At 34.0% G+C, this 18777-nt stretch carries 18 protein-coding genes; 12 read left to right on the top strand and 6 right to left on the bottom strand.

Annotated elements, in window-relative coordinates:
- The first annotated feature begins 105 nt into the window (after positions 1 to 105).
- The 12 genes from J2Y38_RS12915 (at position 106) to J2Y38_RS12970 (ending at position 11009) form a co-directional block, all read left to right on the top strand.
- Positions 106 to 438: a hypothetical protein gene (locus J2Y38_RS12915; RefSeq protein ID WP_053470797.1), complete on the top strand. Its 333-nt coding sequence runs from the start codon at positions 106 to 108 to the stop codon at positions 436 to 438.
- A 331-nt stretch (positions 439 to 769) separates the two neighbouring features.
- Entirely contained in the window at positions 770 to 1183 is a 414-nt protein-coding gene (locus tag J2Y38_RS12920; RefSeq protein ID WP_309843152.1) for a DUF1842 domain-containing protein, read from the top strand.
- A 141-nt stretch (positions 1184 to 1324) separates the two neighbouring features.
- A complete protein-coding gene (locus J2Y38_RS12925; protein WP_309843154.1) occupies positions 1325 to 2806 on the top strand; it encodes a hypothetical protein in 1482 nt (493 codons plus the stop codon).
- Between the two features lie 613 nt (positions 2807 to 3419).
- Entirely contained in the window at positions 3420 to 4073 is a 654-nt protein-coding gene (locus J2Y38_RS12930; RefSeq protein ID WP_309843155.1) for a hypothetical protein, read from the top strand.
- A 23-nt stretch (positions 4074 to 4096) separates the two neighbouring features.
- Positions 4097 to 4273 carry a DUF1843 domain-containing protein gene (locus J2Y38_RS12935; RefSeq protein WP_291150462.1) on the top strand — a complete coding sequence of 59 codons (177 nt, stop codon included), beginning with the start codon at positions 4097 to 4099 and terminating at the stop codon, positions 4271 to 4273.
- 88 nt (positions 4274 to 4361) lie between these two features.
- Entirely contained in the window at positions 4362 to 4532 is a 171-nt protein-coding gene (locus J2Y38_RS12940) for a DUF1843 domain-containing protein (protein ID WP_232680630.1), read from the top strand.
- A gap of 78 nt (positions 4533 to 4610) precedes the next feature.
- On the top strand, positions 4611 to 6032 hold the full coding sequence (locus J2Y38_RS12945) for a radical SAM/SPASM domain-containing protein (RefSeq protein ID WP_309843159.1): 1422 nt from the start codon (positions 4611 to 4613) through the stop codon (positions 6030 to 6032).
- A 1-nt stretch (position 6033) separates the two neighbouring features.
- Complete coding sequence (locus tag J2Y38_RS12950) at positions 6034 to 6612, top strand: hypothetical protein (RefSeq protein ID WP_309843162.1); 579 nt, start codon at positions 6034 to 6036, stop codon at positions 6610 to 6612.
- Positions 6613 to 6799: 187 nt separating this feature from the next.
- Entirely contained in the window at positions 6800 to 7612 is an 813-nt protein-coding gene (locus J2Y38_RS12955) for a hypothetical protein (RefSeq protein WP_309843165.1), read from the top strand.
- A gap of 15 nt (positions 7613 to 7627) precedes the next feature.
- Entirely contained in the window at positions 7628 to 8893 is a 1266-nt protein-coding gene (locus J2Y38_RS12960; protein WP_309843167.1) for a hypothetical protein, read from the top strand.
- 6 nt (positions 8894 to 8899) lie between these two features.
- Positions 8900 to 9811, top strand: a complete 912-nt coding sequence (locus tag J2Y38_RS12965; RefSeq protein ID WP_309843169.1) for a glycosyltransferase family 2 protein — start codon at positions 8900 to 8902, stop codon at positions 9809 to 9811.
- Positions 9812 to 9821: 10 nt separating this feature from the next.
- Positions 9822 to 11009, top strand: coding sequence for a hypothetical protein (locus J2Y38_RS12970; protein ID WP_309843171.1), 1188 nt, complete (start codon positions 9822 to 9824; stop codon positions 11007 to 11009).
- A 16-nt stretch (positions 11010 to 11025) separates the two neighbouring features.
- Here the strand turns inward: J2Y38_RS12970 and J2Y38_RS12975 are convergent, their stop codons facing one another.
- The 6 genes from J2Y38_RS12975 to J2Y38_RS13000 all read right to left on the bottom strand — a co-directional run bounded on the left by J2Y38_RS12975 (position 11026) and on the right by J2Y38_RS13000 (position 18691).
- Entirely contained in the window at positions 11026 to 11685 is a 660-nt protein-coding gene (locus tag J2Y38_RS12975; RefSeq protein WP_309843174.1) for an ElyC/SanA/YdcF family protein, read from the bottom strand.
- Positions 11686 to 11817: 132 nt separating this feature from the next.
- The gene (locus J2Y38_RS12980; protein WP_309843177.1) at positions 11818 to 13845 is read right to left on the bottom strand and encodes a M3 family metallopeptidase; all 2028 of its coding nucleotides are present in this window, start codon (positions 13843 to 13845) and stop codon (positions 11818 to 11820) included.
- Positions 13846 to 13947: 102 nt separating this feature from the next.
- The gene (purE, locus tag J2Y38_RS12985; RefSeq protein WP_068843754.1) at positions 13948 to 14433 is read right to left on the bottom strand and encodes a 5-(carboxyamino)imidazole ribonucleotide mutase; all 486 of its coding nucleotides are present in this window, start codon (positions 14431 to 14433) and stop codon (positions 13948 to 13950) included.
- 123 nt (positions 14434 to 14556) lie between these two features.
- Entirely contained in the window at positions 14557 to 15711 is a 1155-nt protein-coding gene (locus J2Y38_RS12990; RefSeq protein WP_309843181.1) for a 5-(carboxyamino)imidazole ribonucleotide synthase, read from the bottom strand.
- Positions 15712 to 16018: 307 nt separating this feature from the next.
- Entirely contained in the window at positions 16019 to 16600 is a 582-nt protein-coding gene (locus tag J2Y38_RS12995; protein WP_309843184.1) for a hypothetical protein, read from the bottom strand.
- Positions 16601 to 18691, bottom strand: a complete 2091-nt coding sequence (locus tag J2Y38_RS13000) for a TonB-dependent receptor domain-containing protein (RefSeq protein WP_309843186.1) — start codon at positions 18689 to 18691, stop codon at positions 16601 to 16603.
- Positions 18692 to 18777: the final 86 nt, after the last annotated feature.

Genomic DNA, 18777 nt, shown 5'->3' on the forward strand with positions numbered 1-18777 from the left:
TCAAACAAAATCACTAAGTGGAGCTGTCTCGCACAGAAAAAAAGCGGCTGCGTAAACCGAAAAGCAGAAATAGAGTAGGTCATAAAATTTTAAAAATTAATTATCATGGCAATTCAAACAGTAGGAAAATTTAAATTAAATCAACAAGGCGGATACGTTTGCAGAACTGAGTTTGTATACTTAGACTCAAATGGTCAATTACAAAGTTCTTCTCAAACTGGTAATGAACTTTTAGGTCAGTCGTATACGACAGATCCGGGAAGCCTTGGCGTACCGGACGGATCAACGCTTTGGATGAAAATCTGGGTTATGGCGGGACACGATAATCAGGCGCAGCAAGCGTTTATATATCAGTCGGGAAATTCGGCTGTTGCTGATTACACTTGTTCAGGAACGACACTTTCTAATCATTTAGCTTTAGATGGCGTAAGTTCATAGTAACTTAAATAAGTTTTAAAACCACTGATATTGCAATACAATATTGGTGGTTTTTTGTTTAAAGCAGGTGTTTATACGGGTAAAATTTTCTTGTGTCACGCTTAACCTGTTTCATGTCAAAGAAACTCCATTTCACATCATTTTTTCTTTTATGTCTACTTATCTGATATAGTTTTGAAGTAGAAATAAACCAAAGTATTCTTATTTAAACATTCTAATTTAAATAAGAATATAAAAATAAAATATCAAATAGGTGGAGCAGACCCCACTTAAAAAAACGAGGCGGTTCCGAAAAGCCTTATGAGTAGGAAGACCAAAAAATACAAAAGTTATGGCAGATTTATTAGCAGGTGCTTATTTAGCAAATGGCACAATAGGAAATGTAGGAACACCAGGTGCTCCAATTGCAACATTTAGTTTAGTTGTTGTACCATCACAACATTCTGTTTCTGGTACAGTAGTAATTACTCAGGCTATAAATGGTCCTGATGCTCATATTGTTGTTCCTGTAACTGGAAAAATATATGCAGCAGGACTTGGACAGTATACACAATTAGTTAGTTTAAAAGGACAATATGTTCAAACTTTTCCAGCTCCGGCAATTGGTGCTTTTTTAGCCGATTTTGACGCTCATTTAGCCGTTAATGCAGATTGGAACGGACTTGGAGGTTTTTCATACTACCAACATCATATTGAAAACGTACCTGTAAAAGCAGCAACAAATTTACAAGCAGAGTTGGCATAATAAGCGACCCCAAATATTAACAACTCGAATTACGAAACATATTAGGATTTAATTACGCCTGATTTGGTTACAGTTTTGATTGAAAGGGTCGTCTTTTTAGACGGCCTTTTTTATTACCAAAAATAAATAAATCACAAAAACATGAAAAGAAAACCTATTATTATCATCTTATTAGTTGTCTTTATTGCTGCGGCTGTTTCATTATTTTTCCTGAATAAAGAAAAAATATTAGGAAAAGCCGGAGTTTCAGGATATGCTAAAACGGAAGCAGCAGCACCTTGCGAGTGTGAAGCAAGCTGGTTTCCGCACGAGCAGACACCACCGCCTGCAGAAGGAGACGGAAGCCCTTTTGATACTTCAAGTACAACAAATTGTATTTTTCATCAATGGTCATGGCAGAAATTCCTTTGGGTAACAAAACCACTTCCATCCGGAAATCCATTGTTTTTAGATTCTTTGGATGTAGTTAGTCCTGAGATGGCGCCGGTTCCTCCGCAATTGGGATTAAAATTAGTTTTAAGCTCCATTAATCAGGCAGGTCCGGAAGGCGTATTAGTTTCTAACCCAAAATTTGTTTCTGGGAAAACGGCTGGCGATACGGTATATTATTCTATACACGTAAATAAAACATTACATGATAAAGCCATTATTGCGGCTTCTGAAATTAACAGCGGAAAAGTTCCTTATTCTAATTTAGACACATTTCCTGTTGGTTCATTAGAATTAAAAGTTTCATGGATTAGTACAGATGCAATTCCGAAAGAAAAAATTGGAGAGTATTTCGTTACTAAAGCAGCATTCAAAAATAAGCAAGGACAATATGTAGCAAAACCAGTTGCTTTGTTAGGAATGCATGTTGTGGGAGTTGTAAAAAATCATCCTGAATTTATCTGGGCAACTTTTGAACATAAAGAAATGGCTCCGGTTTATGACTGGAAAAACAATTCTGTGACTTCAGCAACTGAAATGCTGCTTTATCAAAGCGGAACAACTTCTGGCTTAAAAGGAATAAAATGGGATAAAGTAAACAAGAAACCATTAGAGCCGTATAAAGCTTTTGTTCTTTACGAATATGGAGTTCCTAAAGTGATAAGTACAAATGCTTATATGACAACGAGCCAGGCAGAACCTGCTAATTTTGACAACATTGATGCTATCAATAAATGTGTAGCCTCAAAATTAACGGACGTTTTCAAGAATTACTTCTACAACGGATCGATTTGGTTAAATACAGACGGATTAACTCCGGCGCAGCAAGCGCAAACTATCGTAAAAAGTGATATATCAAGTGTTCTTCCGGATTCATTGGCAAGAGGATCTGCTAATTTAGCCAACATTACAATGGAGACTTACACGCAGACTTTTCAGGATAGTATACATAAAATTAATGCTGGTAATTTAGCAAATTGTTTTAGCTGTCATCAATCTCAAAATTTTGACACTACAAGAGGAATTGGAAAATCTCCTTTGTATTTAAGCCATGTGTTTGAGTCTTATTTGTATACTACAAAACCTCAGCCGGCAACTGCTAAAAATGTTAACTTAAAAGCTAAACGTATTGAAGAAACAAAAGCACTTAAACTTAAACAGTTTGAAGAAGTGTTTGTTCGTCGACATAAATAGTTCATTTTTTGGAAAACAAAAACTGTCTTATTTTAATTTTGCTCCAAACGAAAAGCCGAAGTATTACTTCGGCTTTTCTATTTTATCTTCTTTAGAATAATTAGAAAGGCCATTAATATTAATTGGATTTCTTAAACATCAAATGAATTTTTAATCCTGATAAACGGGGTTTCTTATTGTAACAATTAGTTACGACAAGAAACTCCGTTTTTTTATATCTCCATTTTATTTTTTAGACCCTTATAAAAATGTAAATAAAACCTTATCTAATGTGTTTATGTTTTTTAAGAATAATCTTATGTATTGTTTTTTCTCTTTCATGACAAAAAATATTCTTCTTATAACATTTCTGTAGTAAATATCTGTATATCAAGATTAATTTTAAAGTATAGAATAAAAGCAGCCGGCAGAATTTATTTTATCAATTATTTCTATTTGATTTTTAAGAACAGCTCTTTTTATATCATAGGCGAGTATAGTTTCTTAAAATATCCATTGTGAAATTACAGTAGTAGTGAAGCAGAACTCACTTTAAAAAACGAACTGTTTCGCACAGAAAAAAGCGAAGGCGGAGCTGAAAAGCCTTATGAGTAAGACCCAAAAAATTTTAATTATGCAACCTATACCTAGAAAAGTTAAAAATGTAAATGTGTATCCTTATATAGACTGGAAAGGCGGAGGCGTTGGCCCTGTTATTCTTCCTGTTATCGAAGGAGCCAGCGGAACTTATGCCGTTGGTACACTTATTACATCTGTATTTTACAATCTTGATCTTACTGCAGTTACTCAAAAATCTAAACTGGGAGTACATCAAAGATATGTAGCAATTGGAGAAACAGAAGACGGAACTTCTTTCACTACTCCATGGATGTACTGCACAAATGCAGGTGATAATCCAGAATTTGGAAGAACCATCAACCTTCTTAAACCAGAGTTAGATGCTATTAACACAGAAGTTTTACCAGATTATATCATACTAGGACCACTTACTGATATTACTGTAACGCAGTCATTTCCTCCTCCGGCAATTGGAGAGGTTCTTCTAATCGAAAACGGAAAAGGAAATATTATCGCAACAAGAACAGGTACTCCTCATGAAATGGGAATTGAAGTAACTGGCGGAAATCGTGTTGGACAATTAAGAACAGGATTGAAAAACATCATGATTTCAGGAAAAAACAAAGATGGAAAAACGGTTACAATGGGGAATTTAACCTGTTTAAACCCAAATGATCCAGCCATTTTTCTACATCAATTTGGAGGTTAATAATCTATAAAAACAAAATAACTATGGGAATAATGATGCCTTACGGTGTAGCAGTCAGAGAAGCGATAGCTTCTAATGATTTAGCAAAAATGGAAGCTATTGCAGAACAAGCAAAACAGGTAATAAAAGATCAAGGGGACTTAAGTGCCGCTTTGTTAGAATTACTGGAAGCAATAGAAGCTCTAAAGAACAAAAAATAAAACAAACAAAGAAAGCTGACTTGTTCAGTATAACAAGGGTGAATCCGAAAAACCTCAAGAGTAGGAATAACTAAAAAACAAAAATGTTATGGGAGTAGTAATGCTTTACGCAGCAGGAATCAGAGAAGCGATAGCTTCAAATGATTTAGAAAAAATGAGAGCAGTAGCTGAACAAGCGAAACAAACAGTTAGAGAACAGGGTGACCTGAGCGCTGCTTTGGTAGAATTGCTAGAGGCTATTGAAAAACTAAGAAAGTAATCTAAAAAGAACGGTTTATCAAGCTTTGCTTTTTAAACCGTTCTTTAAAAAAATCAACAAAACCCTAAATCAATTAAGATGGATAAGACTTCTATACGATACAGAGTACGAGATGATTATAAAACAGCAACTCCGGTTCATGTTGTTTGGGAAATTACTCTTGCCTGTAATTTGAAATGCTCGCACTGCGGTTCCAGAGCCGGAAAAGTGAGACCAGGTGAACTAACTACCGAACAATGTTTTGACGTAATTGATAGTCTTAAACGTCTTGGTACAAGAGAGATCACAATTATTGGCGGCGAAGCTTTTTTAAGAAAAGACTGGCTTGACATAATTGCAAAAATCCACGAAAGCGGAATTGAATGTTCTATGCAGTCTGGAGCTTATAATTTAAACGAAGAGCGAATTAGTGATGCTAAAAAAGCAGGAATACGAAATATTGGTGTTTCTATTGATGGGTTACCGGAAACGCATAATAAAATAAGAGGAAGAAGAGATTCTTTTGATCATGTAATTCATTGCCTGCAATTACTAAAAAAGTACAATATACCTTCTAGTGTAAATACCGTAATTACAAAATTAAATCAAAATGAGCTAAGCGAACTTTTGGATGTTTTGATTGAAAACGGAGTAAGAAACTGGCAGATACAACTGGCAGTTGCTATGGGAAATGCCGTTGATCATTCTGAAGAATTGATCCTGCAGCCTTATGAATTAATTGACTTTTACGAAAAACTTATTGTTATATACAGAAAAGCACTAGCAAATAATGTTTTAATACAAGCCGGAAACAACATTGGCTACTTTGGCCCTTATGAACATATCTGGCGACAAGGAAATGAAAAATATTATACAGGATGTTCCGCAGGACATACCGGAATTGGCATTGAAGCCGATGGAAAAATAAAAGGCTGTCCGTCATTACCCACAACCGAATATACAGGAGGTAATGTAAAAGACATGAAGTTGGAAGATATTTGGCGATACAGCGAAGAAATGGTTTTCTCCAGATATAGAAATAAAGAAGAATTATGGGGAGGATGCAAAGGCTGCTATTACGAATCTTCTTGCCTGGCTGGCTGTACCTGGACTAGTCATGTCTTATTTGGAAAAAGAGGCAATAATCCTTTTTGCCATTATCGCGCCTTAGAATTAAAAAAGAAAGGACTTCACGAAAGAATAAGAAAAATAAAAGAAGCACCCGGACTCTCTTTTGATATTGGTTTATTTGAAATCATAGTTGAAAATGAAAAAGGAGAAGTAGTCGAAGTGCAGTCACCTCATAATGCTCCTCTGGTTCCGGTAGCAAATACAGACAGAGTTCCAAGAATTCCAAAAGCGCTTAAACTTTGTAATGGCTGTGATAATTATGTTTATGAAGAAGAAACGACCTGCACTTTTTGCAATGCCGACATTCAGAAAGTAAACGATGAATATGCCGCTAAAATGGAAATAGCCAAACGTTCACTGGAAAAATTAGAATTATTAATGATGAAATAATATGGAACTGCTAAAAAAGATTCAATCAGAAATTGACCAATATTCAAATACTATTGAAGAAGCTTTAAGCCTTTCTGAAATTACAATTAAATATGGTCTTAATTCGTATCGATATGGTTCCTCCAGTTTTTTATCTGATCTTTTTGATCCTATCGAAATAACAAACGAAACGGTATTTTACGATTTAGGTTCCGGTTATGGAAACATCATTTTATATGGAGCTGTAAAATATCCAAATGCGAAGTTTAAAGGGATTGAAATTCTGAAAGAACGACATGAAGTTTGTGCCGGTTTAATCGAAAAAGAACAAATAACAAATGCTGTTGCAATCTGCAGTGATATTTTAAAAGCTAATATTTCTGACGGGACTATTTTTTATCTCTACAATCCTCTTTATGATTTTCAATACGCCGAATTATTGGATAAACTGTATCAGATTTCATTACATAAACCGATCATCGTAATTGCAGAATCCAGATGTAATTTTTTTGATGAAGCCGAATGGTTAGAACAATATCACCTTAAAGATATTGATGTGGTTAGAAAAATTAAATACTATCGCTCAGTTAAGATTTTTTAAACCATCAAAACCAAGATTCCTAATTTTTTTCATTACAGAGATTATCCAACTCATGCCCGATATTAATGTGCTTATGGCATTTTTTAAAATCTGTAAATACTTAAAGAATAAGTTTACAAAAAGAAATAAACACATACCAAAACAAATTCAAAACTAATCAAAAATAAACCCTAAAACCCCAGCAATCATGACAAATCTAAGTTCAATTATTCTTCCGGTTCTTCAAGACATGGAAGAATCTTATTTAAAAGATCAACTATTAAAATTTCTTCCTAATCAAGAGGAATCATTCTCAAAAATCGAAAAAAGCTTCAAACAATTAACTTCAAAAGTTCAGGACAAAGAGCGTTTACAGCTTTTTTTTCACAGTTGGAGCCAAACCAATAACAGTGCCATGACAGTGGCAGGAATCAGCAACCGTATGACAATGCTGGTTCACAAAAACCAACCTATTGCAGACAAAGAAGCCCTTTTGCAATCTATTACAAGTTTAAATAGAATTGTAGACGAAGATTTAGCAGTTGTGGGCAGAGTTTTACACTCTCAGTTATTTTATACCATGGCAACCAATATTTGTACAGATGATGACTGGCTTTCACGTAAATATTTAAACCAAAGTGCTTATGAGTTTAAAGCGTGGAAAGACCAAAATTCACTGCGAAATAAAGATATCATGATCGCTTTATTGACAACTTTAATCCATGAAATTTATACACACGGTGAGGTAGAATATATTCTTCCAAAGTTTGAATCATGGCTTACAAACGATTACGGTTTTTCAGAAGAAGATCGTGACAAAACATTAGCCTGGATAAGCGTTCACTGCGGTCCAACCGAAAAAAATCACTTCTTTTTTGCCGTAAGTTCTATTTTTCATTATGCCAAAGCCATGAATGTTGATTTGAAAAACTACGATCTGGAACCTATCATTAAAGATTATTTAGCTAAAAAATCTGCCGTAATGGAAGATGTTATGGAAATTGAAGAAATTAGTTTATAATTCATATTTCAATAAATGATTCATACAAATAAAGAACCAAAAGCGCAGCTCATTGCCCCAAAAATAAGTCTGCAGCAAAATCAGCCTGAAAAACAGAAAAAATGGAAGGAATTATTTTCTGAATATTTTGAAAAAAATACAGGATTGGGGAGTCATTTTTTTGCTAATTCTTCGGTAAAACTACCTTTAGAATATGATAATGAAATGAATCGTTTGTGTTCTATTTTAAATTACGCTTGTAAAGCAATTGTCCAAAATTATTTTGAAGACGAAAGGATTCGAAATTATTATCAGCTGGACAAAGACCTTGAAGCTTTATTGAAAAAAAGCTACAGCGCAACATACAATCAGGGCTTTTATCGCCCTGATTTTTTATATGATACAAACAATCAGGCAAAAATTTGCGAGATAGGCGCCCGTTATCCGCTAAACGGCTGGATGATTAGTTATTATTTAAAATTGATGAATGACGAAATCAGTGAAACTAAAGATGGGCTAAGTTTTAAAGATCCGGATTTAAAAAACCTGATCGACGATTTATACTATCAATTTGCTCCAAATAAAAAATTGGCTCTAGTTCACGACGACGAAAAAGGAACCGAGATTTTTTATCTTCAAAAGGAATTAGCAAAACTTGGAGTTGAATTAATTTCGGTAAAACCTCAGGATTTAATCGTTTCAAACAATTCTATTTATGTAAACGGAGAACCAGTTTCGCAGTTTATATTAGAAATGGATCGGGAAGAACTAAAAAAAATAAAACCGGAAGTGCTCGATAAACTGATTGAACAAAACTGTTATTTTAATGATATCAGAACCTTAATCTTAATTCATGACAAAAGAGTTTTAGCCGTAATGTACGATGCCGACATAATGTATGATTATCTAAGCGAAGAAGATTACGATTTTTTAAAACAATACCTAATTCCAAGTTATGTAATTGTTGATCCCGCTGACTGCGATGTTTTTATTGAAAATGATCAAAACCTGATTTTAAAATTAAATAGCGGCGGAAGAGGAATTGGAGCTTACGTAAAAAGTGATTGTACAGCTCAGGAATGGGATGCCATTATTAGAGAAAATTGGAGCAAATATTTAATTCAGCATTTTGTAGAACAGAAGGAATTTAAAGACCTCGAAAACAATCGTCAGATTCATTTAGTAGGAATGCTGTTGTGTAAAGACGACAAAAACTATGGCCCCGGTTTGTTTCGCGGTTCAGATGAATCAGTTGTAAACGTGCATCAGGGCAGAGCTTTAATTTATCCAATAACAGAGTGAAAAATCATGAAACATACAGTTGTAATTCCTCTTTATAATAAAGAAGCGTTCATATACGATACGATTCGGTCGCTGGCTTTTCAGGAAAAAAAAGCCTCACAAATTATTATTGTTGATGATTTTAGTACAGATCAAAGTATGTTTTTGTTAAAAGATGCTCTGGCATTTTTTGCACCACAGTTTTTACTAACAGAAGTTGAGATTATTGAATTAAAAGAAAATAAAGGCCCGGGACATGCCAGAAATATAGGAATGGAACTCGCAACAGGAGATCTGATCAGTTTTTTGGATGCCGATGATTGTTATACTTCTTCTTGTTTAAAAGAAGTCGGCTTAATTATGGAACAGGAAAATATAGATGTTCTGGTACTCGGAATTTTATTAATTCCATCAAACTATTATCTGCCAAACATCTCATCCTTTAAAAAAGAAATGACTTCGCTCTCAAATGAATTGTTTTTGATTCCTAATATATTACACACTATTAGTTCTCCGGATTTTATTATGGGAGTTGGCAGTAATGTCGTAATCAGAAAAAAGCATTTAGAAAATATACGTTACGAAACCAATGTATCCCTAAACGAAGGAATTGATTTTTGGTATCGTGTTCTAAAAAGTTTAAAAGAACCGAAAATAGCATTACTAAACAAAGTCTGCATAGAAGTAAGAGAAGTTGAAGGCAGTTTGTCGAGAATTAAATATTCTAACTGGAAAGAATTAAAAATTCCCGTTACAATAGAAAGATACCATAAAAGTGAAAACAAATATGATCAGCAGCTCATGGGAATGTTATCACAAAGATGGCTGGAACATGCTATGGAACGATTACCATCGTGGTACCAAAAAATGTTATTCCTGACAAATCATTCTAAAAGCTTAATTAGGAATTGGTATTATTTCAAAAAAAGACCGAATTAAAATAAAAACTATGTCCCCAGATATTCCAAAAACAGAAAAATCAGAATTGCAGGATTATTTTGAATTGGCAAAAAACAATCCTTTATACATTGAGTTTTATAAAGAACATGATTGTGCAGAGAAAGCTCCGGTTCTTAGTAAAAAAGAATTGATGCCCATTTTAAAAAACAATTTTAAGCTACACGAAGAAAAAACAGGAGTCTATTTGGTACGTTCAGGTGGAAGTACTCAAAATCCTTTGGTTTTTCCCGTAGATATACAAGAAAATCAAAATCAGCGTCTTGCGATGGCAAAGGAATTGACGAAGAATAATTTTTTTACTTCGAAAACAATCGCTTTAAATATTTTTGGATATTCAGATATGTACCGCACGGCCGCCATAATGGATGATATTTTAGAAAAATGTCAATCAACAACATTAGCGTTGAGTGCACATGCCAGTTATAAAGATATGGAACAAGCCGCGGCTTATTTTAAGCCGGACTTTATAATGGGAACACCTTCAAAATTATTATGTTTTGCACAATTTTTACAAGAGAATAATCAAAAACTGCAAATCCAAAACTTGTTATATGCAGGAGAATTTTTAAGACCCGAAGTTCAAAAACTCTTGGAAAAAGTATTTGGACTTCAGCAAATTTACTCTATGTACGGCTCTGCCGAAACGGGAATTTGGGCATGGTCAGATTTTACTAAAAATCCTTCGTTGTTCTCCGTTATTGAAGGAATTATAATCGAGATCATTAATCCTGATAATGACGGATATGGTACAATTGCCGTTACCAATACTTTCCGAAAAAGATTTCCCGTTTTTCGATATGCTATTGGCGATTTAGGGCGATGGGTTAATGTACACGGAAAAGCTTTTCTGGAATTAAAATCAAGAGAAACTAAATCTTTTATACTCTCTGAACAGCATTATGATTTAGATGAATTTAATTTTCTTACGAGTTCTGCAACAGCTTTTCAGATTCAATTATCCAGTAAAGATTTTAAAGAAGTCGTTAAAATGCTGCTTGTACAAAATATTCCCCAAAACCAAAAAGCGGAGTTTATTGCAGAAAAATCAAAAGCATTAAAAAAGCGCTTAGATTACAATGAACGTTTTATGGAAGTTGAGGTTTTACTGGTTACAGCCGCTGATTTATATACAGATCCTAACACAACTAAAACCCCTCAATTACTAGATTTGAGATAAGAAAACTAAAAAGGTTTTATCGTTTATCTTCTTTAGAATAATTAGAAGGACCATTAATGTTAATTGGAGTTCCCAGAAAACGAGGTTCGCGATTTCTTAAAACATCAAAAAAAGATTTAAAAATGGAACCATATTCTCTAAAACAAACATATTTATATCCGTGATATTCTCCATTGTTTGCAGAGTATCCAGCCGATTTTATTCCAAGTTTTTGCCCGATATAAATCGCACGATTCAAATGATATTCCTGAGAAATTAATGTCGCTTTTTTAATCTTGAAAATTTGTTTAGCACGATACATTGTTGAATAAGTATCGAAACCCGCATAATCAATAAAGATTTTTGTAGTGTCAACTCCGTGATTGTAACAATAATTTTTCATTACAGTAAGTTCATCATATTCATCACGACTGTTATCTCCCGAAAGTAAAATTTTATTGATGCGTTTCATCTTGTACAATAAAATTCCCGCATCAAGACGATCTTTTAAATATTTGCTTGGCTGATTTCCATTAATTCCCGCACCAAAAATAATCCCCACATCATTTTTCGGAAACTTTTTAACCGAATAATAAATCTTGTTTTTGGTAGAAGATTTTACGTAATAGTTTACAGAAACAATAGCAATCAATCCAATAATTGCAAGATAAAGAACTATTCTAAAATATTTTTTCACGGCTTGTATTTGTAAGATTAAGATTCAAAAACACGAAGATAGTTAAAGTAAAGTCAAATAAAAAAACCGAAGCAGAAATGCTTCGGTTTCTAATATATCTAACAATCTAAGAAGTCCAAAAATCTAAGAAGTCTAAAGAAGACCTGCTCTTTTCAATAAAGCTTCTGGTTTTGGTTCCTGACCTCTAAAACGTTTGTATAAAGTCATCGGATGCTCCGTTCCTCCTTTAGAAAGAACATTATCTTTGAATTTCTTCGCTATTTCTTCATTAAAGATTCCATTTTCTTGAAAGAATTCAAAAGCATCAGCATCTAAAACTTCTGCCCATTTGTAGCTGTAATATCCAGAAGAATATCCACCTTGAAAAATATGAGAGAATGCAGTACTCATTGCATTTTCTTTTACATCAGGATATAATTGTGTATTCGCAAATTGTTCTGTTTCGAAAGCTTTTAAATCGGTAATGCTTGTTGGGTCTTGTCCATGCCAAGCCATATCTAATAATCCAAAACTTAATTGGCGTAACGTTGCTAAACCTTCCTGGAAACTTGCACTTTCTTTAATTTTCTGAACATATTCAATCGGAATAATTTCTCCCGTTTCATAATGATTTGCAAACAAAGCCAAAGCTTCCGGTTCGTAACACCAGTTTTCCATAATCTGACTTGGCAATTCTACGAAATCCCAATAAACAGAAGTTCCAGATAAACTTGGATAAACCGTATTTGCCAGCATTCCGTGTAAACCGTGTCCGAATTCGTGGAATAAAGTTGTTACTTCATTAAAAGTCAATAATGAAGGTTTTGTTTCTGTTGGTTTTGTAAAATTACAAACGTTCGAAATATGTGGTCTTTCGTTTACGCCATCTTTTACATATTGTGATTTGAATGAAGTCATCCAAGCGCCGTTTCTTTTTCCTTTTCTTGGAAAAAAATCAGCATAGAAAATTGAAACCAAATTGTTTTCAGCATCTCTTACTTCATAAGTCGTAACTTCTTCGTGATATTTATCGATATCAAAAACTTCCGTGAAAGTTAAACCATATAATTTTTTGGCAACTATGAAGGCACCGTCCAATACTTTTTCTAATTGGAAATAAGGTTTCAGCTTTTCATCATCTAAATTAAAAAGCTGCTGTTTTAATTTTTCAGAATAATATGCACCATCCCATTTTTCTAATTGCTCTATTCCGTCCAGTTCTTTTGCGAAAGCAGTTAATTCTGCAAACTCTTTTTGAGCCGCCGGTTTTGCTTTTGCCAATAAATCATTTAAAAAAGAAAAAACTTTCTCTGGGCTTTCAGCCATTCTTTCTTCCAAAACAAAATGTGCGTGCGTTTTATATCCTAATAAATTAGCTCTTTCAAAACGAAGTTTAGCAATTTTTAAAACATTTTCCTGATTGTCAAATTCGTTATTTTGAAATGCTTTTGCACCAAATGCAATCGCCATTTTTTTACGTAATTCACGGTTGTCAGCATAAGTTAAAAACGGAACATAACTTGGATGATCTAATGTGAAAATCCAGCCTTCTTTTTCCTGATTTTTGGCTAATAATCTTGCAGCTTCGATTGTTCCTTCCGGTAAACCTGATAAATCTTTCTCATCCGTTAAATGCAATTCAAAGTTGTTAGTTTCTGCCAAAACATTTTCGCCAAACTGTAAACTCAATTTTGATAATTCTTTGTCGATTTCTCTTAATTGGTTTTTCTTGTCTTCAGGTAAATTGGCACCGTTTCTGGAGAAGCTTTTGTATTTTTTATCTAATAAAGTCGTTTGTTCTGCATTCAGATTTAAACTTCCTTTTTGATCGTAAACCGTTTTTACTTTTGCAAATAAATCAGCATTCAAACGAATGTCGTTTCCAAATTCTGAAAGTAAAGGTGAAACTTCCTGCGCAATTTTCTGCATTTCGTCATTCGTTTCAGCCGAATTCAAATTGAAGAAAATACTAGAAAGACGATCCAAAATATCGCCTGAATAATCCATAGCCACAATTGTGTTTTCAAAAGTCGGCGCATCCGGATTATTTACGATTGCATCAATTTCGGCTTTAGCCAAAGAAATTCCTTCGTTGAAAGCAGGAACATAATCTTCGATTTTAATTTGCGAAAAAGGTGCAGTGTTATGTTTTGTATTGAAGTATTGTGTTAGTACGCTCATAAGTAGAGTTTTTTTTAAAGTAGTCAGTGGTCAGTTTTTAAGTGTTCAGTTCTCATGAAGACAACTACTGAATACTAAAAAACTGACCACTGATCACTAAATTTATTTATTAAGACCTTCAGCAGCTTTATTAACCGCAGCTTTTAATTCTTCTTTATAAGAAATAATAGTATCTAAAACTTTTTTATCGTGGCTTCCGATGATTTGTGCTGCCAAGATTCCTGCATTTTTTGCTCCGTTTAAAGCTACAGTTGCAACAGGAACTCCGCCCGGCATTTGCAGAATCGATAATACAGAATCCCATCCATCAATAGAATTACTTGATTTTACAGGAACTCCAATTACTGGAAGCGGAGACATCGAAGCCACCATTCCAGGTAAATGTGCCGCACCGCCCGCACCAGCAATAATTACCGAGATTCCGCGAGTATGTGCATTTTTACTGAAATCGAATAATTTTTCCGGCGTTCTGTGTGCCGAAACGATATCTACTTCAACTTCTACATTAAATTGTTTTAATATGTCGATTGCATCCTGCATAACTGGCATGTCTGAGATGCTTCCCATTATAATGGCTACTTTGCTCATTGTGTTTTTTGTTTGTTTTGTTTTAGGTTTAAAGTTTCAAGTTGTTGGAAACTGAAAACCGAGACTATAAAATGTTTATTTAGACTGTGACTGCGACTGTAAACTGCGACTAATCACTAATTACTAAGCGCTAATCACTTTAATAGTATTCTTAACTTCCTGTGCAATTCGTCTTGCTTCCTGCATATTTTCGTTTACGATTGTAACATGACCCATTTTTCTAAACGGACGCGTTTGTTTTTTTCCGTAAATATGTGGAGTAACGCCATCCCATCCTAAAATGGTTTCGATGTTTTCATAAACAACATCTCCAGAAAATCCTTCGGCACCCACTAAATTTACCATAATTCCGGCAACTTTACTGTCTGTGTTTCCTAACGGAAGATCTAAAATAGCACGTAGATGATTTTCGAATTGTGACGTATAACTTGCTTCAATAGAATAATGCCCAGAATTATGCGGACGAGGTGCCACTTCATTTACCAAAATCTCATCTTCATGAGTTTGGAACATTTCAACAGCCAAAAGTCCAACGTGATTGAATTTTTCAGAAACATTCAGAGCAATTGCTCGAGCTTTTTCGGCTACTTTTTCATCGATTCTTGCCGGGCAGATTACGTATTCAACCTGATTTGCTTCTGGGTGAAATTCCATTTCTACAACTGGATATGTTTTAATTTCTCCTGACGGATTTCTTACCACGATTACCGCCAATTCATTTTTGAACGGAACCATAGTTTCGGCAATACATTCTACATTTGGTAAATCATCCATATCAGAAATCTGGCGAATAACTTTTACGCCATTTCCGTCATAACCAAACTCGGTGCATTTCCAAACAAACGGAATTGTGATTTCATTATTTCCAACTGATTTTTGCAAATGTGCCGGACTTTCAAAACGTAAATACGACGCAGTTGGGATATTACTTTGAGTATAAAAATCTTTTTGAGTTCCTTTATTCTGAATTCCTTTTAAAGTTTTTGGAGACGGATATACTTTTAGTCCTTCGTTTTCTAATTGAGTTAAAGCTTCAAGGTTTACCAATTCGATTTCAAAAGTTAGAATATCCACTTGTTTTCCAAAATTGTAAACCGTTTCATAATCCATTAAATCGCCTTGAAAGAATTTGTTGCAGGCGATTTTACTCGGGGCTTCGTCACTCGGATCTAGAACATAAGTTTGTATGTCAAATTTTCTGGTATCGAACAAAAGCATTTTGCCTAATTGTCCGCCGCCTAATATTCCTAATTTAAAATCAGAAGAAAAATAATTCATTTTGTGTTGTGTTTTTGCAAAGATACCTTTTAATCTTTTTTTAGCCAAAATTTAGTTTTTCAGCCACGAATTCACGAATTCTATTTTAAAGTTTTGCCACGAATTACACGAATTTCCACGAATTCTATTTTTAAAATTTTGCCACTCCCGATAGCTATCGGGATAAAAGGATTAGAAGGATTTATCTCTGTGCGGGTTTTTGTTTGCCACTAATTTTTCAGATTCAATCTAAAAAATAATTCGTGTAATTCGTGTAATTCGTGGCAAACAAAAAATCCTTCTAATCTTTTTAATCTGTGGCAAAAAACTATTCAATTTTTTTCAAAACTTCGCGGGCAACGGCTTTGTATGCTGCGGAATGATCTCCGTAATCTTTATTTAAAATAACTCGAAGTTCAGGATGAATCCAGTCGTAATAATTTCCCAAGACATATAAAGTTCTTATAGAATAGGCTTTCGTAGCGACTTTTACATCATTTATGAGCCAATCGAAACTGGCTTCAATACAATCCTGAAGATTTTCTTCGGATAATGAAATACTGTTTTCGTTTTTCTTATAATGTGATTTTACTAAAAGCTGCACCACTTTTGCAATTGGTCGAAGCGAACTTTCATCTTTTAGAACTTTCAAATTAGAACAGAAAAAATCAAGATGAGGCTGAAGCCAGATTAGTTCTTCATATGATACAAATTCCAGAATCCAGCATGCTTTATGATTGTTTTTATTTTCGGGCGAAAAGCAAATCGAAACTAATTCTTCAAATAAAGATGGATTTTCAAGAATGTCTTGCGCGCACTTTAACCGGTTTTCCCGATAGGCACTTACATAATCCAGTTTTTCTTGTAATACAGAAAGCATTTTTTTAGGTTTGGGGGTGATTTCAAGCATCTAAAATAAATAATTTAATGAGATTGTTCCGTAATAATTTATAGGAAGTCCGGGATAATAATAACGGGGCGCCGCGTTTCCAACCGCAACGGCATTTGGCAGTATTAGAGAAGCATATTTTGTATTTGTAACATTATTTATTCCTGCAGAAAAATGTGTTGTCAATTTTGGCAAAATCTCAAATTGATAACCCGTTTTTAAATTAATAAGATTATAAGAATCAGAAAAAGCGGTATTGGCATCGTTCATCGGAATTTCATCTACAAATTGATAATCGGCATTGAAATAAATTCCAAGATTGGTGTTTAAAGTAATTCCGGCGTTGACTTTGTTTGCTGCGACTCCGGTTAATTTATTTCCGGAATAATCATTTCCGTTATCAACAAATTCTTTAAACTCGTAGTTTCCTAAAGATCCGGCTAAATAAGAATTCAGAGAAAAGAATCGATTGATTGGCCAATTGTGATTTAAGGTAATTTCGATTCCTTCATGAAATGTTTTTCCGACATTTAAACCTACATATTGATCATCGCCAACTCTTTTTGCGACCAATAGATCTTTAATTTCCATTCGGTAAACCGCAATTTCTGTGTAAAGTTTTTTATTGAAGAAATAGAACTTTCCGCCCACTTCAAAATTATAACCGTTTTCAGGTTTTATATTCGTGTTAATTGTGCCTTCGCTTGTCAGCGTTTCTTCTGTAGCTGGCAATGAAAATCCTCGACTGACAGAAAAATAAACAGTTTGCTGCAAATTCGGCTTAAATAATAAAGATAATTGCGACGAAAAAATCCCGTCATAACTGTATTCCTGATTTGTGTTTGTATTATAATTGTCGAGGCTGAATTTAGTTTTGTTATAATTTAAACCTGCCTGAATTTCAAATTGATTTGAAAGTAAAGTTCTTAATTGAGAAAAGATATTATAGAAATGTCTTTTTTGCCCGGTTTCGGTAAGCTGGTCGCCTTGTAAACTTCCTAAACCATTATTTTGCTGATACAGATTTTCGAAAGTATTACCTTTATAAGTATCCGTAAAATATTCAATTCCGGAAATAAAGTTATTTTCTATTTTCCCAATTTTAAAATTTCCGGAGAATTGCGTTCTCGCTCCCGTTGCAAAAGTATATTGGCGTAAAATATCAAAAGGTCTCGGTTCGTTGCTGTCTTTATAATTAATGAAAACCGAAGTGGAGTTTTTTAAATTTTCATTAATTGAAAAATCATAAGCCAATCCTCCCAAAGTCGATTTGTATTCTTTATATCCTTTTGAGGCGACCCAAGTTGGCGCACCAGATTCCGGATTATTTTCAAAAGCATTTTTATTTATCGAACTCGGAATAAAAGCTTTTAAATAAGTATAGTTTGAAAAATAAGTCAGTTTGCTGTTTTTCTTTCTGAATAATTCTCCCGCAAGCGTAATTCCTTCGCGTTTGTACGCACTGTTTTCCCGCCAGCCATCGGTTTTTAAATTGTGATAACTAATGTTTAAACTTCCGTTTTTTTCATCTAAACCAAAATTCACACTGTTTTTCAATAATCCAAAAGAACCAAAAACAGAACTTATTCCGGCACTTTGATTTCCGTTTTTAGAAAGCTGAGGCGAAATTAAAATCGCACCGCCCAATCCTGCGCCATAAACACTCGAAAGCGGGCCTTTTATAATCTCGATTTGGTTGAGGTTTTCGAGGTCAATATCGTCAATTACGGTTTCGCTGTTTCCGGAAGTCAGCGGAATACTTCCATAAAAAGCTCGAATTTTATTGGTTCCGTAAGTGGTTCGCGCACCAATACCGCGAATCGAAATTCGGGTTGTGGTAAAATTAGACGATTGCATAAAAACACCCGGAATTGTATTCAATACCGTTGTAATATCTGTTGTATTATTTTGCAGTAAATCTTTTTTAGAAAGAATTCCAATTGAAGCCGGCGTGTTTAATAAATTGTTATCAATATGAAGCGAACTGATTACAACTTCTTTCAGTTTTTCGGTTTTTAGAGAGTCAATATTTTTGCCTTCTCTTTTCTGTGCTTCAATGTTTTGGAAAACAAAAAGTACAAAAAGAAAAAGACAATATTTTTTTAAGGTCATAAATGATTCGAATTAAAAATGTAGTTTTTTAAAACACATAGAAACATAGGATTCATGGAGGCAAAAAAGGTGTTTCGCTTTTTAAT

Origin of the sequence: Flavobacterium sp. 2755 (assembly GCF_031455715.1) — a bacterium.
Classification (GTDB): domain Bacteria; phylum Bacteroidota; class Bacteroidia; order Flavobacteriales; family Flavobacteriaceae; genus Flavobacterium.

Coding starts and splice junctions, on each gene's coding strand:
- J2Y38_RS12960 (WP_309843167.1), top strand. CDS start 7,628: ATGATTCATACAAATAAAGAACCAAAAGCGCAGCTCATTGCCCCAAAA.
- J2Y38_RS12980 (WP_309843177.1), bottom strand. CDS start 13,845: ATGAGCGTACTAACACAATACTTCAATACAAAACATAACACTGCACCT.
- J2Y38_RS12930 (WP_309843155.1), top strand. CDS start 3,420: ATGCAACCTATACCTAGAAAAGTTAAAAATGTAAATGTGTATCCTTAT.
- J2Y38_RS12940 (WP_232680630.1), top strand. CDS start 4,362: ATGGGAGTAGTAATGCTTTACGCAGCAGGAATCAGAGAAGCGATAGCT.
- J2Y38_RS12995 (WP_309843184.1), bottom strand. CDS start 16,600: ATGCTTGAAATCACCCCCAAACCTAAAAAAATGCTTTCTGTATTACAA.
- J2Y38_RS12950 (WP_309843162.1), top strand. CDS start 6,034: ATGGAACTGCTAAAAAAGATTCAATCAGAAATTGACCAATATTCAAAT.
- J2Y38_RS13000 (WP_309843186.1), bottom strand. CDS start 18,691: ATGACCTTAAAAAAATATTGTCTTTTTCTTTTTGTACTTTTTGTTTTC.
- J2Y38_RS12920 (WP_309843152.1), top strand. CDS start 770: ATGGCAGATTTATTAGCAGGTGCTTATTTAGCAAATGGCACAATAGGA.
- J2Y38_RS12955 (WP_309843165.1), top strand. CDS start 6,800: ATGACAAATCTAAGTTCAATTATTCTTCCGGTTCTTCAAGACATGGAA.
- J2Y38_RS12915 (WP_053470797.1), top strand. CDS start 106: ATGGCAATTCAAACAGTAGGAAAATTTAAATTAAATCAACAAGGCGGA.
- J2Y38_RS12935 (WP_291150462.1), top strand. CDS start 4,097: ATGGGAATAATGATGCCTTACGGTGTAGCAGTCAGAGAAGCGATAGCT.
- J2Y38_RS12970 (WP_309843171.1), top strand. CDS start 9,822: ATGTCCCCAGATATTCCAAAAACAGAAAAATCAGAATTGCAGGATTAT.
- J2Y38_RS12925 (WP_309843154.1), top strand. CDS start 1,325: ATGAAAAGAAAACCTATTATTATCATCTTATTAGTTGTCTTTATTGCT.
- purE (WP_068843754.1), bottom strand. CDS start 14,433: ATGAGCAAAGTAGCCATTATAATGGGAAGCATCTCAGACATGCCAGTT.
- J2Y38_RS12990 (WP_309843181.1), bottom strand. CDS start 15,711: ATGAATTATTTTTCTTCTGATTTTAAATTAGGAATATTAGGCGGCGGA.
- J2Y38_RS12965 (WP_309843169.1), top strand. CDS start 8,900: ATGAAACATACAGTTGTAATTCCTCTTTATAATAAAGAAGCGTTCATA.
- J2Y38_RS12945 (WP_309843159.1), top strand. CDS start 4,611: ATGGATAAGACTTCTATACGATACAGAGTACGAGATGATTATAAAACA.